This window comes from Gordonia sp. 135, assembly GCF_009720185.1.
Lineage (GTDB): Bacteria > Actinomycetota > Actinomycetes > Mycobacteriales > Mycobacteriaceae > Gordonia > Gordonia alkanivorans.
On sequence record NZ_CP046257.1, the window covers coordinates 2,943,614 to 2,957,170 of the forward strand.

15 protein-coding genes are annotated in these 13,557 nt (G+C 67.4%); 3 read left to right on the top strand and 12 right to left on the bottom strand.

The genetic code is table 11. The features are described 5' to 3' along the window. Positions 1-54: 54 nt before the first annotated feature. From GKZ92_RS13260 to GKZ92_RS13270, 3 genes are read right to left on the bottom strand one after another with little or no spacing between them, the layout of a single operon-like run. Positions 55-1,281: a winged helix-turn-helix domain-containing protein gene (locus tag GKZ92_RS13260; RefSeq protein ID WP_155225347.1), complete on the bottom strand. Its 1,227-nt coding sequence runs from the start codon at positions 1,279-1,281 to the stop codon at positions 55-57. After that, the gene (locus GKZ92_RS13265) at positions 1,281-1,787 is read right to left on the bottom strand and encodes a dihydrofolate reductase (protein ID WP_075863303.1); all 507 of its coding nucleotides are present in this window, start codon (positions 1,785-1,787) and stop codon (positions 1,281-1,283) included. The genes GKZ92_RS13260 and GKZ92_RS13265 overlap by 1 nt, the downstream gene beginning before the upstream one ends. After that, positions 1,784-2,617 carry a thymidylate synthase gene (locus tag GKZ92_RS13270; protein WP_155225348.1) on the bottom strand — a complete coding sequence of 278 codons (834 nt, stop codon included), beginning with the start codon at positions 2,615-2,617 and terminating at the stop codon, positions 1,784-1,786. The genes GKZ92_RS13265 and GKZ92_RS13270 overlap by 4 nt, the downstream gene beginning before the upstream one ends. Before the next feature lie 81 nt (positions 2,618-2,698). Between GKZ92_RS13270 and GKZ92_RS13275 the strand changes: the two genes are divergently transcribed. Continuing rightward, positions 2,699-3,076: an HNH endonuclease gene (locus GKZ92_RS13275; RefSeq protein WP_187346503.1), complete on the top strand. Its 378-nt coding sequence runs from the start codon at positions 2,699-2,701 to the stop codon at positions 3,074-3,076. A gap of 88 nt (positions 3,077-3,164) precedes the next feature. Continuing rightward, positions 3,165-3,614 (top strand): nitroreductase family deazaflavin-dependent oxidoreductase, encoded by a 450-nt coding sequence (locus GKZ92_RS13280; protein ID WP_006359549.1) that lies wholly within the window; start codon positions 3,165-3,167, stop codon positions 3,612-3,614. Positions 3,615-3,638: 24 nt separating this feature from the next. Here GKZ92_RS13280 and GKZ92_RS13285 read toward each other — a convergent pair whose 3' ends face one another. The 7 genes from GKZ92_RS13285 to GKZ92_RS13315 all read right to left on the bottom strand — a co-directional run bounded on the left by GKZ92_RS13285 (position 3,639) and on the right by GKZ92_RS13315 (position 9,986). Next, on the bottom strand, positions 3,639-4,508 hold the full coding sequence (locus tag GKZ92_RS13285; RefSeq protein ID WP_006359550.1) for a potassium channel family protein: 870 nt from the start codon (positions 4,506-4,508) through the stop codon (positions 3,639-3,641). A 1-nt stretch (position 4,509) separates the two neighbouring features. Continuing rightward, positions 4,510-5,826 (bottom strand): Na+/H+ antiporter NhaA, encoded by a 1,317-nt coding sequence (nhaA, locus tag GKZ92_RS13290; protein ID WP_006359551.1) that lies wholly within the window; start codon positions 5,824-5,826, stop codon positions 4,510-4,512. A gap of 179 nt (positions 5,827-6,005) precedes the next feature. Beyond that, positions 6,006-7,391, bottom strand: coding sequence for an HNH endonuclease (locus GKZ92_RS13295; RefSeq protein WP_187346504.1), 1,386 nt, complete (start codon positions 7,389-7,391; stop codon positions 6,006-6,008). Between the two features lie 215 nt (positions 7,392-7,606). Beyond that, positions 7,607-8,071: a flavodoxin family protein gene (locus tag GKZ92_RS13300; RefSeq protein WP_006359553.1), complete on the bottom strand. Its 465-nt coding sequence runs from the start codon at positions 8,069-8,071 to the stop codon at positions 7,607-7,609. 79 nt (positions 8,072-8,150) lie between these two features. Beyond that, positions 8,151-8,690, bottom strand: a complete 540-nt coding sequence (locus GKZ92_RS13305; protein WP_006359554.1) for a hypothetical protein — start codon at positions 8,688-8,690, stop codon at positions 8,151-8,153. A 5-nt stretch (positions 8,691-8,695) separates the two neighbouring features. Then, positions 8,696-9,445, bottom strand: coding sequence for a 4-hydroxy-tetrahydrodipicolinate reductase (gene dapB, locus GKZ92_RS13310; RefSeq protein ID WP_006359555.1), 750 nt, complete (start codon positions 9,443-9,445; stop codon positions 8,696-8,698). A 58-nt stretch (positions 9,446-9,503) separates the two neighbouring features. After that, on the bottom strand, positions 9,504-9,986 hold the full coding sequence (locus tag GKZ92_RS13315) for an Lrp/AsnC family transcriptional regulator (RefSeq protein WP_006359556.1): 483 nt from the start codon (positions 9,984-9,986) through the stop codon (positions 9,504-9,506). A gap of 137 nt (positions 9,987-10,123) precedes the next feature. Between GKZ92_RS13315 and ald the strand changes: the two genes are divergently transcribed. Continuing rightward, positions 10,124-11,239, top strand: a complete 1,116-nt coding sequence (ald, locus tag GKZ92_RS13320) for an alanine dehydrogenase (RefSeq protein ID WP_006359557.1) — start codon at positions 10,124-10,126, stop codon at positions 11,237-11,239. Positions 11,240-11,258: 19 nt separating this feature from the next. On the opposite strand, the gene GKZ92_RS13325 is transcribed toward ald, so the two are convergent. Together GKZ92_RS13325 and GKZ92_RS13330 are read right to left on the bottom strand one after the other, a co-directional pair. Next, the gene (locus GKZ92_RS13325) at positions 11,259-12,017 is read right to left on the bottom strand and encodes an NRDE family protein (protein WP_006359558.1); all 759 of its coding nucleotides are present in this window, start codon (positions 12,015-12,017) and stop codon (positions 11,259-11,261) included. A 6-nt stretch (positions 12,018-12,023) separates the two neighbouring features. Continuing rightward, complete coding sequence (locus GKZ92_RS13330; RefSeq protein WP_155225349.1) at positions 12,024-13,496, bottom strand: putative nucleotidyltransferase substrate binding domain-containing protein; 1,473 nt, start codon at positions 13,494-13,496, stop codon at positions 12,024-12,026. Between the last annotated feature and the right edge of the window lie 61 nt (positions 13,497-13,557).

Genomic DNA, 13,557 nt, shown 5'->3' on the forward strand with positions numbered 1-13,557 from the left:
ACTCTCCTTCTGGTCCCCGGATGTTTGTTCCGCTGGTTCGCGTTCTCCCGGTGCTCAGCATCCCATCACGACTCGGAGATCGCGCGCGAGGTCACCCTTCGTGCCGACCGACACGTCGTCGAGGTCGAGCCACCGCGCGAAAGTCCGCAGGTCGGCGGCCAATCGTTCGGCGACGGTGCCGCGATCGTGCCCGGACTCACAGAAGGCACCGAGTACCAACAGGGTTCGGGACCTGCGGTCGGCCTTGAGGTCGACGCGTGCGGCGATGTCGGTGCCCAGCAGATAGGGCAGCACGTAATAACCGTGGATGCGTTTGTGCTCGGGGACGTAGATCTCGATGCGGTAGTGGAAGTCGAAGAGGCGCTCGGCTCGCGGCCGGAAGAACACGAGCGGGTCGAACGGCGAGAGGATCGCCGAGGTGTCGATGCTTCGCGGCATCGGCGCACCGTCGGCGAGATAGGCGGGGTCGCGCCATCCGTCCACCGAGACCTCGTGCAGCACAACCGAATCCACCAGGTCGGCAACGGCCGGCCGGGCGTCGGCAGGTTTGATGCGGTAGTAGTCGGCGAGGTCGGCGACGGTCGCGACGCCGAGTGAACGCGCGGCCCGGGCGAGAAGATCCCGGTGTGCCTGCGCGCGATCCGGACGCTGCGCGGCGATGTCGGCGCCCACGACCCGTTCGGTGAGGTCGTAGTGGCGCATGAAGTTGCCGTTCCGCACCGCCGACAGGTCGCCTGCGGCGAACATCGCCTCGCACAGGTGCTTGACCTCGCCGCGCTGCCACCAGCTCCCCGCCGTGCCCGGCTCGCGTTCGATGCCGAGCTTCTCCTCGATGGTCCGCGGCATCGCGGCACCGGTCTCCTCGATCACGCTGCGGACGTCCGCGGCGAGACTTTTGTTGCGGCGCATGACCTCACGCGTGTGTCGGTACCGCCCGTCGGCGAATTCGTCCATGCGCCAACGGAACAGCGGCCAGTCCTCGACCGGGATGAGTGCGGCCTCGTGAGCCCAGTACTCGACGAGGAGCCGTCGGCCCCTCGTCGGCTGCCACGCGGCGCGATGGAGGAGGTCGGGGTCATAGGGACCGAGCCGGCTGTACAGCGGCATGAAGTGCGCCCGCGCGACGATGTTGACCGAGTCCATCTGGAGCAGACCCGTCCGGCCGACGACGCGCTTGAGGTGGGCCATGGTCGGGGTGCCCGACGGTGCTCGATCGGCGAAACCCTGTGCCGCCAGCGCGGTTCGACGCGCCTGTGCCACAGACAGCCGTTCCGGTGCCATCAGCGGGTGTAGTCGATGAAGCGGTAGGGCGTACCGGTGGTCGAGGTCTGCCACTCCCCCTTGTCGGCCACCGTCCATCCCGGCCCGATCTCCGGCGCGAACGCGTCGGCTCCGGGGACGTCGACGTCGATCTCGGTGAGGCAGAGTTCGGTCGCGAACTGCATTGCCGCCCGGTAGATCTCGCCACCGCCGATGACACCGACGGTGTCGCCGTCGGCGAGATCCAACGCCTCCTCGACGGATCGGGCCACCACCGCACCGTCGGCGGACCAGTCCGGATTGCGTGTCACCACGATGTTGGTGCGGCCCGGCAACGGCCGGAACTTCGGTGGAAGGGAATCCCAGGTCTTGCGGCCCATGACGACCGGGTTGCCGAGGGTCTTCTCCTTGAACCGGGCCATGTCCTCGGGGACGCGCCAGGGGATGGTGTTGTCCCGTCCGATCGTGGCCCCTTCACCGGTGACCTCGCGGCCCTGCGCCCAGACGAGCCGGACTCGGCGGGTCACACCGCCACCGGCGCCTTGATCCCGGGATGCGACTGGTAGCCGACGATCTCGATGTGGTCGTACTCGTAGTCGAAGATCGAATCCCGCTTGCGTAGCTCGAGTTTCGGATACGGGTAGGGTTCGCGCGAGAGCTGCAGGTTCACCTGGTCGAGGTGGTTGTCGTAGATGTGGCAGTCGCCGCCGGTCCACACGAACTCGCCGACCTCGAGGCCCGCCTGCTGCGCCATCATGTGGGTCAGCAGCGCGTACGACGCGATGTTGAACGGCACGCCGAGGAACAGGTCGGCCGAGCGCTGGTAGAGCTGGCAGGAGAGCTTGCCGTCGGCGACGTAGAACTGGAAGAACGCGTGGCAGGGCGGCAGCGCCATCTGCGGGATCTCCCCCACGTTCCACGCCGACACGATGTTGCGTCGTGAATCCGGATTGGTCTTGAGCATCTCGAGAGCTGCGGAGATCTGGTCGATCTGCTCCCCTGACGGAGTCGGCCAGCTGCGCCACTGGACGCCGTACACCGGTCCGAGCTCACCGTTCGTGTCGGCCCACTCGTCCCAGATCGTCACGCCGCGCTCCTGGAGCCAGCGGACGTTGGAGTCGCCGCGCAGAAACCAGAGGAGCTCGTAGATGATCGACTTGAGGTGCACCTTCTTGGTGGTGATCAGCGGAAAGCCCTCGGCGAGGTCGTAGCGCAGCTGATGCCCGAAGAGACTTTTTGTGCCCGTGCCGGTGCGATCCGCCTTCGGGGTGCCCGTCTCGAGCACGAGGCGCAGCAGGTCCTCGTAAGGAGTGGGGATCGTCCCGGTCGATGAGATGTCGCGGATGGCCGTACTCACGGGTGTCAGTCTAGGCAAAGCCCCCGACACGTCGCCGCCCGCACGACACGCGGCAACCACCTGCTGTGACTGCAGTGACGCATGTGGCGTCGGGGGTATCCTCCTCCCGTGGCCACTCGCAGCACCACCCGCGCCAACCGCTATGCCAAGCGGCGTCGCAAGCGCGTCGCCTCCCGCGACAACGACCTCACCGACACCCAGTGGCTCGCACTCCAGGAGGCCTGGGGTGGGTGCGCGTACTGCGGCGCGGACGGCGTCGCCCTCCAGCGCGACTGCATGCTGGCGATCTCGCGGGGCGGCCGCTACACCGTGACCAACGTCGTCCCGTGCTGCGGTTCGTGCAATGCCAGCAAGTGCAATTCCGAGGTCACCTCCTGGATGCGCCGCAAGAAGCTCGACGAGAAGGCGTTCCTGGTGCGGCAGTACGAGGTGAGCAGGCTCCTCGCCGACGTCGAGTAGTGCGGAGCCCGATCTGGCAGGTCCGAAGTGTTCCGCGGAACACTCGGGAGGCGCACACTGAGACCATCTGGCGAAGGAGAGTTCGACGATGAGTTTCGAGACCTCGGCGGGTACGCGCGGCGGCCGGGTGCCGAAGGGCCCCTTCATGCGCATCGTGAACAAGGTCGTCGCGCCGATGATCCGCCGTAAGGGACAGTTCGGCGGGATGAATGCGCTCGTGCTGACGACCGTCGGCCGCAAGAGCGGTCAGGAGCGGGCCACCCCGCTCGCCTGGTTCCCGGGCCCCGACGGCAGCTGGCTGATCGTGGCGTCGGCGAACGGAGCCGTGAACAACCCCGGTTGGTACCACAATTTGAAAGCGAACCCCGAGAAGGCCCGGATCGAGGTGGGCGGCAAGACCGTCGAGGTCCGCGCCCAGCAGCTCCACGGCGACGAACGCGCCCAGGCCTGGAATCAGATCAGCAAGAACGAGCGGTTCGCCGGGTATCAGGAGAAGACCGATCGAGAACTGCCGATCATCAAGCTGACCCCCAGGTAGGTGTTCCGCGGAACATTGCCGCGGTCAACGGTCCTCGGGCCTGTCGACCATCGACAGCCGTGTTCCCGGAGTCAACAGGTCATCCACCACCTCGACGACATGTGGTGTCCGAGTCGCAATTCCCATGAGGCGCCCCGCGGTCGCCGCGGAGACGACGACGGTGTCGGCACCCGATCGGCGCAGCAGCGACACGTTCTGCGCGTCGCGGACCACACCCGCGATGTTGGCCCCGGGACTGAGCTGGCGGGCGGTAAGGGTGATGAGGACGGCTGTCGCGTCGCTGTGAACAGCGATGAGGATGGCACGGGCCGCGCCGGCCTCGGCCAGCTTGAGGACCTCACTCCGTGTGGCGTCTCCACGAACAGCCACCAGGTTGAGCGATTCCGCGGCGTCGAGCGCATTCGGGTCGCTGTCGACCACCACGAGACTCGCGGTGTCCACGCCGGCGTCGATGAGCGCGCGGGCCGCACTTCGACCTTTGGTGCCGAAGCCGACGATCACGTGATGGTCGCGCAGGTTGTGCCGCCACCGTTGAATCCGCCACGCCCGACGAGACCGTTCGGTCAGCACCTCGAGAGTCGTCCCGATCAGCACCACCAGGAACAGGACGCGCAACGGCGTGACCACGAGAACGTTGACGACTCGAGCTCCCGGGGTCATGGGAGCGATGTCGCCGTAACCTGTGGTCGAGAGCGACACGGTGACGTAGTACAGACAGTCCAGGAGTGTGAGTGGAGCATCCAGTGCGTGGCTGTAGGCATCCCGGTCGACGTAGACCACCGCCGTCGCGATCGAGATGACGCCGACGGCGATGGCGACGCGTATACCGATCGCACGTACTGGATTCTGTGCGCGTTCGGGAACGTTGATCACGCCGAGTCCGGTCTGCTGCATGTCACTGCTCTCGCTGGTAGACGTCGGGTATTCCGTCGTGGTCGTCGTCACGCGACTCTTCGCGAGCGACTGCGCGGTAGTGACGATTTCGTAGGCGAAGGAGAACCGCGGCCGCCGACGCGGAGATGAGGGAGCCGGCCAGGACCCCGATCTTCACCAGCTCGTCGCGTTCGGTGCCCGATTCGTAGGCGAGGTCACCGATGAGTAGCGACACCGTGAATCCGATTCCGGCCAGCATCGCGACGCCGACCACGTCGATCCACCGCACGTCGGCGTCGAGCGATGCGCGGGTGAAGGTGGCCAGCAGGGCGCTGGTGCCGACGATCCCCACCACCTTGCCGATGACGAGCCCGAAGACGATGCCGAGCGCGATGGGATCGCCGAGGGCGTCGCGGAGACCGTCGAGCCCGCCGATGGCGACGCCTGCGGCGAAGAAGGCGAACACCGGGACCGCGAAACCTGCTGAGAGGGGCCTGATCCGGTGCTCGAACTGTTCGGCGAGACCTGGCTTGGCCGAGTCGTCGGATATCCGGTGCAGGACCGGGACGGTGAACCCGAGCAACACCCCCGCGACGGTTGCGTGCACTCCTGACTCGTGGACGAACGCCCATGTCAGCACCGCGAGCGGAAGCAGGATCCACCAGGCGCGTATCCCCCGCTGTACACAGATCGCGAACGCCGCGAGTGGCAGCAGCGCGAGCGCCAGGGCCGAGCCGTTGATCGTGTCGCTGTAGAACACCGCGATGACGGTGATCGCGAGCAGGTCGTCGACCACTGCCAGGGTCAGGAGGAAGGTACGCAGCGCCGCGGGCAGGTGTGTGGAGATCACCGCCAGCACCGCGACCGCGAAGGCGATGTCGGTGGCCGTCGGGATGGCCCACCCCTGTACTGCGCCGTCGCCGGCTCGTGCGGTGAATGCGACGAAGATGACGGCCGGTACCGCCATGCCCCCGATGGCGGCGACCACCGGCAGCGCGGCCCGGGCGGGGTCACGCAGGTCGCCGGCGACGAATTCTCGCTTCAACTCCAGGCCGACGATGAAGAAGAAGATCGCGAGGAGGCCGTCGGCCGCCCAGGTGGCGAGGGTGAGGTCGAGGTGCAGGCCGAGGGCGTCGGTACCGACTCGAACATCGGCGAGATCGAAGTACGCCGCCGACCATGGGGAGTTCGCCCACGCCAACGCCGCCACGGTGGCAACGAGGAGGAGCATCCCGCCGACGGTTTCCTTGCGGAGGATGTCGGTGATGCGGGAGGTCTCCGGCCAGGAGCCTCGCGCGAACAGGCGTGGTTTCGGTTCAGGGTGCTGAAGTGAGTGCATGGTCGTCCTCAGTGGTGCGGCAACGTACGCGTCGCCGCCGACCGCGGATCACGACCAACGACAAACACGCAGCCGACCAGACTTCCCGGCACTCCGGGAGAAAGCTTAACAGCGCACCGGACAATCGGCGTCACGAGCGTTCCGCGGAACGCTCTGCACTCTGGGCGGGCCGGCCGGAATCAAGCAGCCGCAGGATTGGCCGTCGACTGGCGCTCCTTCCATTCCCACACCGCGTAGATCACCTCGGTGGCGTACCCGAGATCGAGCTTCCCGCCACCGATCGGCACCGTCGCACCCGCGGCAATCCGTCCGTCCGGTCGCCATTGTCCGGACGCGCCTGTCGGTGGACTCGACTGAATCACCGAACCATCGGACATATGGAACGAAAACCGTTGCTGCCCAAGTCCCTTGATCGCAAACTCGCCCCGATGCAATGCTCGATGACACGAGCCGCACAACAGAATCAGGTTGTCCAACTCGGTCTCCCCACCGGCCGACCAGAACACCACATGATGCGCATGCAGATGCCGCGTCCGCCCACATCCCGGCGTCTGACAACACCGATCCCGCAGGAACAACGCCCGAATCATCGCCTTGGACGGAGCCCGCTGCTTGCGCCCCAACCCCAACAACGCCCGCTTCCCCGGACTCCCCGCCACCCGGCGGGACAACGCTTCCCGCAACGACGCACCACACGCCGCTTCCTCTACCTCGGCCTCCGACAACGCCGGACCGTCATCCAGATGCGCATGCTCCACCCCGTCTCCGACATGGATCAAGATCTCGGCCCCGGGAGCGAGGTCGGGCATCGCGATTCCCTCATGCACCGCATCGGCCATCGCCACCACCGCCGCAGCAATATTTGACGGTACGTTTCGCCACAGATCCCGACGATTCGCCGGCTTCACCTCCGAATCCGTCTCCCCGGATTCGGTTTCCAGTTCGCCGGGAGTGTTCCGCGGAACACTCGGCAGGTCCGGATCGCCCATCGTGCGGGCGCGTTCATACTCCGCGCGCACCGTCCCCGCCAGAAACCGCGCCCCATCAAGAGGCGTCAGTGTCATCGACACCGACAACGATCCATCCGCATTCCACTTCCACCGAGCCGACGACTCCGCCGGCGGCGTCAACTCCCCACCATCGCTGTAGCCCCGGTCGATCTGCCGCATCGCCCGCACCGCCTTCTCCAGCTGCGACGCCGTGCACGACAACGCCAGATTCACCAACTCCGGCTCCCGCATCGGCGTGGCCACCCGCGTCAACGCTCGCACCTTGGAATACGTCAGCCGACCTTCGCTGAAGTGCTGCCGGATCAGCGGGAGCTCGCGCAATGCCTTCGCGACCCGCACCTGTTCGTGCGCCGTCCGCGGCGCAATCCCCGCCTTCCAGGAAAGCCAGTGCGCCAGTGAGTGAATCCCCGGCCCCCGCCACGACTCCCGCTCATCCAACTCCGCCACCAAATCAAGAAGATCGGCCGTCAACGCTGTGATCTGTGCGGCGTAACCGAGCACCCGAACCTCGAGCACCTCGTCCGACAACGACTTCGGATCCGCGCCATCGAACATCGACGACACACCCTCGGCACGTAACGCGGTAACAGACATCCCGACCCCCCAGCCAGTTCGAACAGGTATACGAACAAGCTATCGCCGGGCACCGACAATTCTGCAGGTCACAGACTCGCAAGTGTTCCGCGGAACACACGGCGCCAATGGACGACGGGGGTTGATCGAGGCGAAAAGGAACGAAGCCGCCGGCCCAGGGGACGCGGCCGAGGACACTAGCCCATGAGCTGCGCCGCAACCGTCGCGCCCAACTCCCAGCACGCTTCGCGGTCGACTTTGGTCGGCTTCTCCGAAACCACCACGTACTCAGCGGATTTCACCCAGCCGAGGCCGGTGGTGATGGAGGTGAGGGCCTTCTCCGCGCCCTCGGTTCCCTGGTTGCCGTGGAAGTACGCACCGAACGGGCGACCCTGCGTCGAGTCGAGGATCTGGTAGTAGCTGACGTCGAAGGCGTGTTTCAGTGCGCCACTGATGTATCCGAGGTTGGCGGGGGTGCCGAGGATGTAACCGTCGGCCTCCAGGAAGTCGCTCGCGGTCACCGCCAGCGCGGCTCGACGGACCACCTCGACGCCTTCTATCTCCGGGTCCGTCGCACCGGAGATGACGGCCTCGAACATCTCCTGGCAGTGGGGCGACGGCGTGTGGTGAACGATCAGGAGTCGCTTGGCATCGTCGGACATCACGACCTCCCCGCGAACGCCAGCAACCTATCAGCCGCGTTCGCACCCTCGAGCAGAACCATCTGGCCCTCCCGGGTCCCTACTGCTCGCTGCCGTGAAACTGCGCGACCGCGCGTTTCATCATCGCGCGGGCTCGGGGGCGGTCGCCGGCGTAGTCGTAGGCGCGGGCGATGCGGTATGTGTTCCGCCAGTCGTTCGGATCGGCCTCCCACTCGGCCTTGACCTGGGCGAACAGCTCGTCGGCGGCGCCGCGTTCCATGCGGCCGGAGGCGCGGTGCGGAAGGTTCGAGATGTCGAGCTCGCGACCCTCCTCGGCCATGATCGCGGCGAGCTTCTGGTGTTCCAGGCCTGCGCGGAGCGTCGCGTAGATCAGCCAGGCGCCGATGAGCGGTAGGGCGATGACACCGAGCCCCAACCCGATTCCCGCTGCGGTCCCCGTGGCGATGAGCTGGAAGCCACGCCAGCCGAGCAGCACGAAGTAGACGATCAGCGCCACGACGAGGAACCCGATCATCCAGACGATCGGTCGCGCGTCCTTCTTCTTCGGCCCCAGCTGCGGCGCGCCGCCCTCGGTGTCGCCGGTGTGGGTGCCCTCGTCGTGAGTGCCGTCATCGACCATGGTGATCAGAGGTCCATCAGTTCTTCGAGTCCGATGGTCAGACCCGGACGGTCCGCGATGCTGCGCACCCCGAGGAGCACACCGGGCGCGAACGACGACCGGTCGAGCGAGTCGTGGCGGATGGTGAGCGTCTCACCCTCGGTCCCTAGCAGCACTTCCTGGTGGGCGACGAGGCCGGCCAGGCGCACCGAATGGACGTGCACACCGTCGACCACGGCCCCTCGCGCACCGTCGAGTTCGGAGGTGGTCGCATCGGGGCTCGGTCCGACGCCCGCCTCGGCACGTGCGCGGCCGATCAGTTCGGCGGTTCGGTAAGCGGTGCCCGACGGGGCGTCGGCCTTCTGCGGGTGGTGCAGTTCGACGACCTCGACCGAGTCGTAGTACTTGGCGGCCTGCGCGGCGAAACGCATCGACAGGACGGCGCCGATCGCGAAGTTCGGGGCGATCAGCACGCCGACCTTCGGGTTCTCGGCGAGCCAGCCGCGGACGGTCTCGAGGCGTTCCTCGGTGAAACCGGTGGTACCGACGACGGCGTGAATCCCGTTGGCGATGAGGTACTTGAGGTTGTCCATCACGACGTCGGGGTGGGTGAAGTCGACGACGACCTGGGTGTCGGTGTCGGAGAAGAACTCCAGCGAGTCACCCTTGTCCACGCCCACGGTGTAGGTGAGGTCGTCGGCCTTCTCGACCGCCGTGACGATCGCCTGCCCGACCTTGCCCTGACTGCCCAGGACGCCCACCGTGATACCGCTCATGTCCACCCTCTTCGATCTCGACGTGCCAACGGGTCTCAGTCTAGTGGCGAGGACATTCTCAATAGATCGGCGCATCGCCGCGGCGATGCTCGAAGACCAGCGACGTGGTGGTGCCCGCGACCTCGCGACGGCTGTTGAGCCGCTCGACGAACTGGCGCAGCGTCTCGGTGTCGGCGGTCGCCACGTGGAGCATGTAGTCGTCGGCGCCGGCGAGGAAGAACACGTCGATCACCTCGTCGTACGCGGCGATCTCGCCGACGAAGCGCCGGATCTGCCCACGCGCATCGGACTGGAGACTGACCGCCACCATCGCGCGCAGCGGGCGACCGACGGCGGCGGGATCGACGTCGGCGAAGAAACCACGGATGACACCGAGTTCGACGAGCCTGCGCATGCGGCCGTGACACGTCGACGCGGCGATCCCCACGCGTTGTGCCAGCTCACTGTTGGGCATGCGCGCGTCGGACTGCAGGAGCTTCAGCAGTTCACGGTCCGTCGCGTCGAGCTCCCCGGGCTGAACATCCTTCGGTGCGGCAGGCATCGAACCCTCCTCGATAGAAACATCTTCGTCAGATTCGGCTGGTCAAGAATCTTCTTCACCCGCATTGTGTCACTTCTGAAGTTCCTTCACCCTCAGGACAGGTTTCCTGCACAAACTTCGACAAGAGAGGGAGCATCATGCGCGTCGGCGTCCCCACCGAGATCAAGAACCACGAGTACCGCGTCGCCGTCACCCCGGCGGGCGTCGCCGAGCTGCACCACCGCGGCCACGACGTCATCGTCCAGGCGGGCGCCGGTGAGGGGTCGGCCATCACCGACAACGACTACAAGGCCGCCGGCGCGCAGATCCTCGGCACCGCCGCCGGGGTCTGGGAGCAGGCCGATCTGCTGCTCAAGGTCAAGGAACCGATCGCCTCCGAGTTCGACCTCATGCGCGCGGGCCAGACGATCTTCACCTACCTCCACCTGGCCGCCGGCAAGGAGTGCACCGATGCGCTGCTCGCCTCCGGCACCACGTCCATCGCCTACGAGATGGTCCGCACCGCAGACGGCGCGCTCCCCCTTCTCGCGCCGATGAGTGAGGTCGCCGGACGGCTCGCACCTCAGGTCGGCGCCTATCACCTGATGAAGTCCGAGGGTGGCCGCGGCGTCCTCATGGGCGGCGTCCCCGGCACCGAGCCGGCCGAGGTCGTCGTCATCGGCGGCGGGGTCAGCGGCGTCAACGCGGCGACGATCGCCGTCGGCATGGGCGCCCAGGTCACCGTCTTCGACCTCGACATCGCCAAGCTCCGCGCGATCGACGCCCGGTTCGCCGGCCGCGTCCACACCCGCTACAGCACCAAGCTCGCGCTCGACGACGCGGTCAAGAAGGCCGACCTGGTCATCGGCGCCGTCCTCGTCCCGGGCGCCAAGGCGCCGGTCCTGGTGCCCAACAGCCTTGTCGCGCAGATGAAGTCGGGTGCGGTTCTCGTCGACATCGCGATCGACCAGGGCGGTTGCTTCGAGGATTCGCATCCCACGACCCACGCCGACCCCACCTTCACCGTGCACGACACCACCTTCTACTGCGTGGCCAACATGCCCGGCACCGTCGCCCGCACATCCACGCACGCGCTCACCGGGGCGACCCTCCCCTACGTGCTGCGCCTGGCGGATCAGGGCTGGAAGAAGGCCTGCGACACCGATCCGGCACTGGCATCGGGTCTGAGCACCCATCGCGGCGAGCTGTTCACCGCCGAGGTCGGCGAGGCGCTCGGTCTCCCCGTCGCGGCGATGCCGTTCGCACACAACTGATCAGCGCGGCCACCCGCGTTCAGAAGGCGATGCGGGTGGTTCCCCGCCGCTTCCCGCGGTACCCGTAGCGGCGTTCGACGATCGCGCCGTGGCCGTCGTGACCGATGCGCAGCAGGGTCGACGCCCGCGTCCCGTATCCCGGGATGTTGATGAACTTCGACGACAGGGCCGCCTCGAACTCGGCTCCGACGCCGGTGTCGGGCAGCCGCACCGGGTCGGGGCGGTCCTGGTCGGCCAGCATCGAGAAGTAGTCGTCGTCGGAGGCGCCGGCGGAGATCAGGTCACGGAGTGCAACAGTACCGTCGGCGACCTTCGGCCAGTCGTTGTCGAGCGCACCGTTGGACACGCCGTGCACGCCGTCGGCCACCCGCTCGGCGTGCGGAGCCGGTCGATTCGTCACCCACCACAGATCCGTGGCATCACCGATGAGCAGGTTCACCGGGTCGTAGTCGGCGGCCTGTTCCACGACGCGATCGGCGAACACCTTCGGGTCCTCGTCGCCGTCAAGGAAGTCCACCGGCAACTGCCCGCGCGAGCGGACCCCGGCGCGTTCGGGCGGACCGACCCGCACATTCGTCACCATCGCGACCCGGCCGGGGACGTCGGCGGACACACCCATCCAGGTGCCGCCGGCGAGGGCGTCGCGTCCGGCGATGATCGGCAGCTCATCCCACCGGGACAGCGCATACGTGCGCCGCCGGTGGTACTCGTCGCGGTTGGCCGCGACGATCAGCCGGTGCTCGGGATGTGCGTTCCACGCGAAGAGGATCAGGCACATGGCATCTCAGTTCACCTGGTAGTGGCTCATACCCGCCATTCTGCGCTGGACACCGGCGATCTCTCGCACCGCCTGCGCCACCAGGCTCCGGTCCAGCGGCGACAGCCGCCCCATCTCCAGCACGTCCGTCGGTGTCTCGCCACGATCGAACTGCGCGACCTGATACCGCAACCGCACCCGTTGCAGGACGTCGAACACCTCCGTCAGCGTCGTCGCATCGTCGTCGGTGAGCAAGGCGCTCCCCGACGCCGCCTGGAGACGCGCGCGTGTGTTCACCTCGGTGGATTCGACGCTCAACGCCACCCAGCGGGCGATGTTGATCAGCGGCGTCAGCGCATTGGCCTTGACGTCGAACGCCCCCGGGCGCCGGGTCAGGACGTCACGCATCGAGCGCAGTCGCGCCTTGGTCGACAACGACTCCTCGAGCAGCAACCGCATGGTGCGCGGGTCGGCGCGCAGGGCGCCGATCATCTCGACTCCCGGCGTCGGTGCCGCCGAACCACGACGCGGCCCGGCCAGCGGCCGGCCGTCGAGGATCAGCGACGTGAAGATCATCCCCTTGTCTTCCAGCGGCGTGTCGATCCACCCTCGTGCCGCCGTCTGCCACTGGCTGCGGGTCCGCGAGAACAACGGCTTCGACGCGACGGCGCCCTTGGTGTCCACGGTCAGGCCGGCACCGCGCAACAGGTCGTCGAGCTCCGCGAAAGCCCCACGGTAGCCGTCGAGCTCGGACCCTCCCAGCGAGTCGTCGAACACGACCGCGGAGTCGACATCCGAACTCAGCACCGGCTCCCGACGCGCATTGCTGCCGAGCGACAACCAGGTGTACGCGGCGGGATCGACGTCGGGACGGGAGTCGACGACCAGCCGCAGTCCCCGCAGCACGACGGCGTCGACGATGAGGGAGGCGACCTGGGTGACCTCGTGTGCCGGTCGATCGCGCCGCACGAGATCGGCGACCAGTTGCGGGATGCGTTGCGCGTGTCCCTGCAGTTCCTCCACCGTCTGCGACCGTGAGATCTGTTCGCGCAGCGGCATGCTCGAACCGGCCGGGTCGGCGACGAAATCACTCGCGCCGACAACGCCGAGGACGGTGCCGTCGGCGTCGCGTACCGGGATCACCGTGAGGTCGCGGTCGACGAGCTCGGTGAGGGCGTCGATCGCCGACGTCCGGGCGTCGACGACGAACGCCGGACCGTCGACGACCTCCCCCACCGGGGTGTCGAGGTTTCGTCCGGCGGCGACGACGCGCGCCCGGATGTCGGCGTCGGTGAGCAGCCCGAGACCGTGGCCGGGCTGCGGGATCACGACGTAGTCCTGGTCGCGCTCGGTCATCAGCGTCGCGGCCTGACGCACGGTCATGTCGGCCCGTCCGATCACCGGCGCGGTTCGCAGCAGGTCGGCCACGGTGCGCGACGCGGGTGTGCGCGCGGCGTCGCGGCGGTGCGCGACCGTCAGCTGGTCAGGCGGACCGTTCATCTCTGAAGATCTTAGGCCGAAGAGGACGAACATCGGGCACGTCGTCCGGATGGACGGCGGG

What these genes read in the sequence shown, in the direction of transcription:
- GKZ92_RS13295 (WP_187346504.1), bottom strand. Translation starts at nt 7,391, where the DNA reads ATGTTCGATGGCGCGGATCCGAAGTCGTTGTCGGACGAGGTGCTCGAG.
- nhaA (WP_006359551.1), bottom strand. Translation starts at nt 5,826, where the DNA reads ATGCACTCACTTCAGCACCCTGAACCGAAACCACGCCTGTTCGCGCGA.
- GKZ92_RS13305 (WP_006359554.1), bottom strand. Translation starts at nt 8,690, where the DNA reads ATGGTCGATGACGGCACTCACGACGAGGGCACCCACACCGGCGACACC.
- GKZ92_RS13260 (WP_155225347.1), bottom strand. Translation starts at nt 1,281, where the DNA reads ATGGCACCGGAACGGCTGTCTGTGGCACAGGCGCGTCGAACCGCGCTG.
- dapB (WP_006359555.1), bottom strand. Translation starts at nt 9,445, where the DNA reads ATGAGCGGTATCACGGTGGGCGTCCTGGGCAGTCAGGGCAAGGTCGGG.
- GKZ92_RS13315 (WP_006359556.1), bottom strand. Translation starts at nt 9,986, where the DNA reads ATGCCTGCCGCACCGAAGGATGTTCAGCCCGGGGAGCTCGACGCGACG.
- ald (WP_006359557.1), top strand. Translation starts at nt 10,124, where the DNA reads ATGCGCGTCGGCGTCCCCACCGAGATCAAGAACCACGAGTACCGCGTC.
- GKZ92_RS13280 (WP_006359549.1), top strand. Translation starts at nt 3,165, where the DNA reads ATGAGTTTCGAGACCTCGGCGGGTACGCGCGGCGGCCGGGTGCCGAAG.
- GKZ92_RS13330 (WP_155225349.1), bottom strand. Translation starts at nt 13,496, where the DNA reads ATGAACGGTCCGCCTGACCAGCTGACGGTCGCGCACCGCCGCGACGCC.
- GKZ92_RS13300 (WP_006359553.1), bottom strand. Translation starts at nt 8,071, where the DNA reads ATGTCCGACGATGCCAAGCGACTCCTGATCGTTCACCACACGCCGTCG.
- GKZ92_RS13285 (WP_006359550.1), bottom strand. Translation starts at nt 4,508, where the DNA reads ATGCAGCAGACCGGACTCGGCGTGATCAACGTTCCCGAACGCGCACAG.
- GKZ92_RS13275 (WP_187346503.1), top strand. Translation starts at nt 2,699, where the DNA reads ATGTGGCGTCGGGGGTATCCTCCTCCCGTGGCCACTCGCAGCACCACC.
- GKZ92_RS13325 (WP_006359558.1), bottom strand. Translation starts at nt 12,017, where the DNA reads ATGTGCCTGATCCTCTTCGCGTGGAACGCACATCCCGAGCACCGGCTG.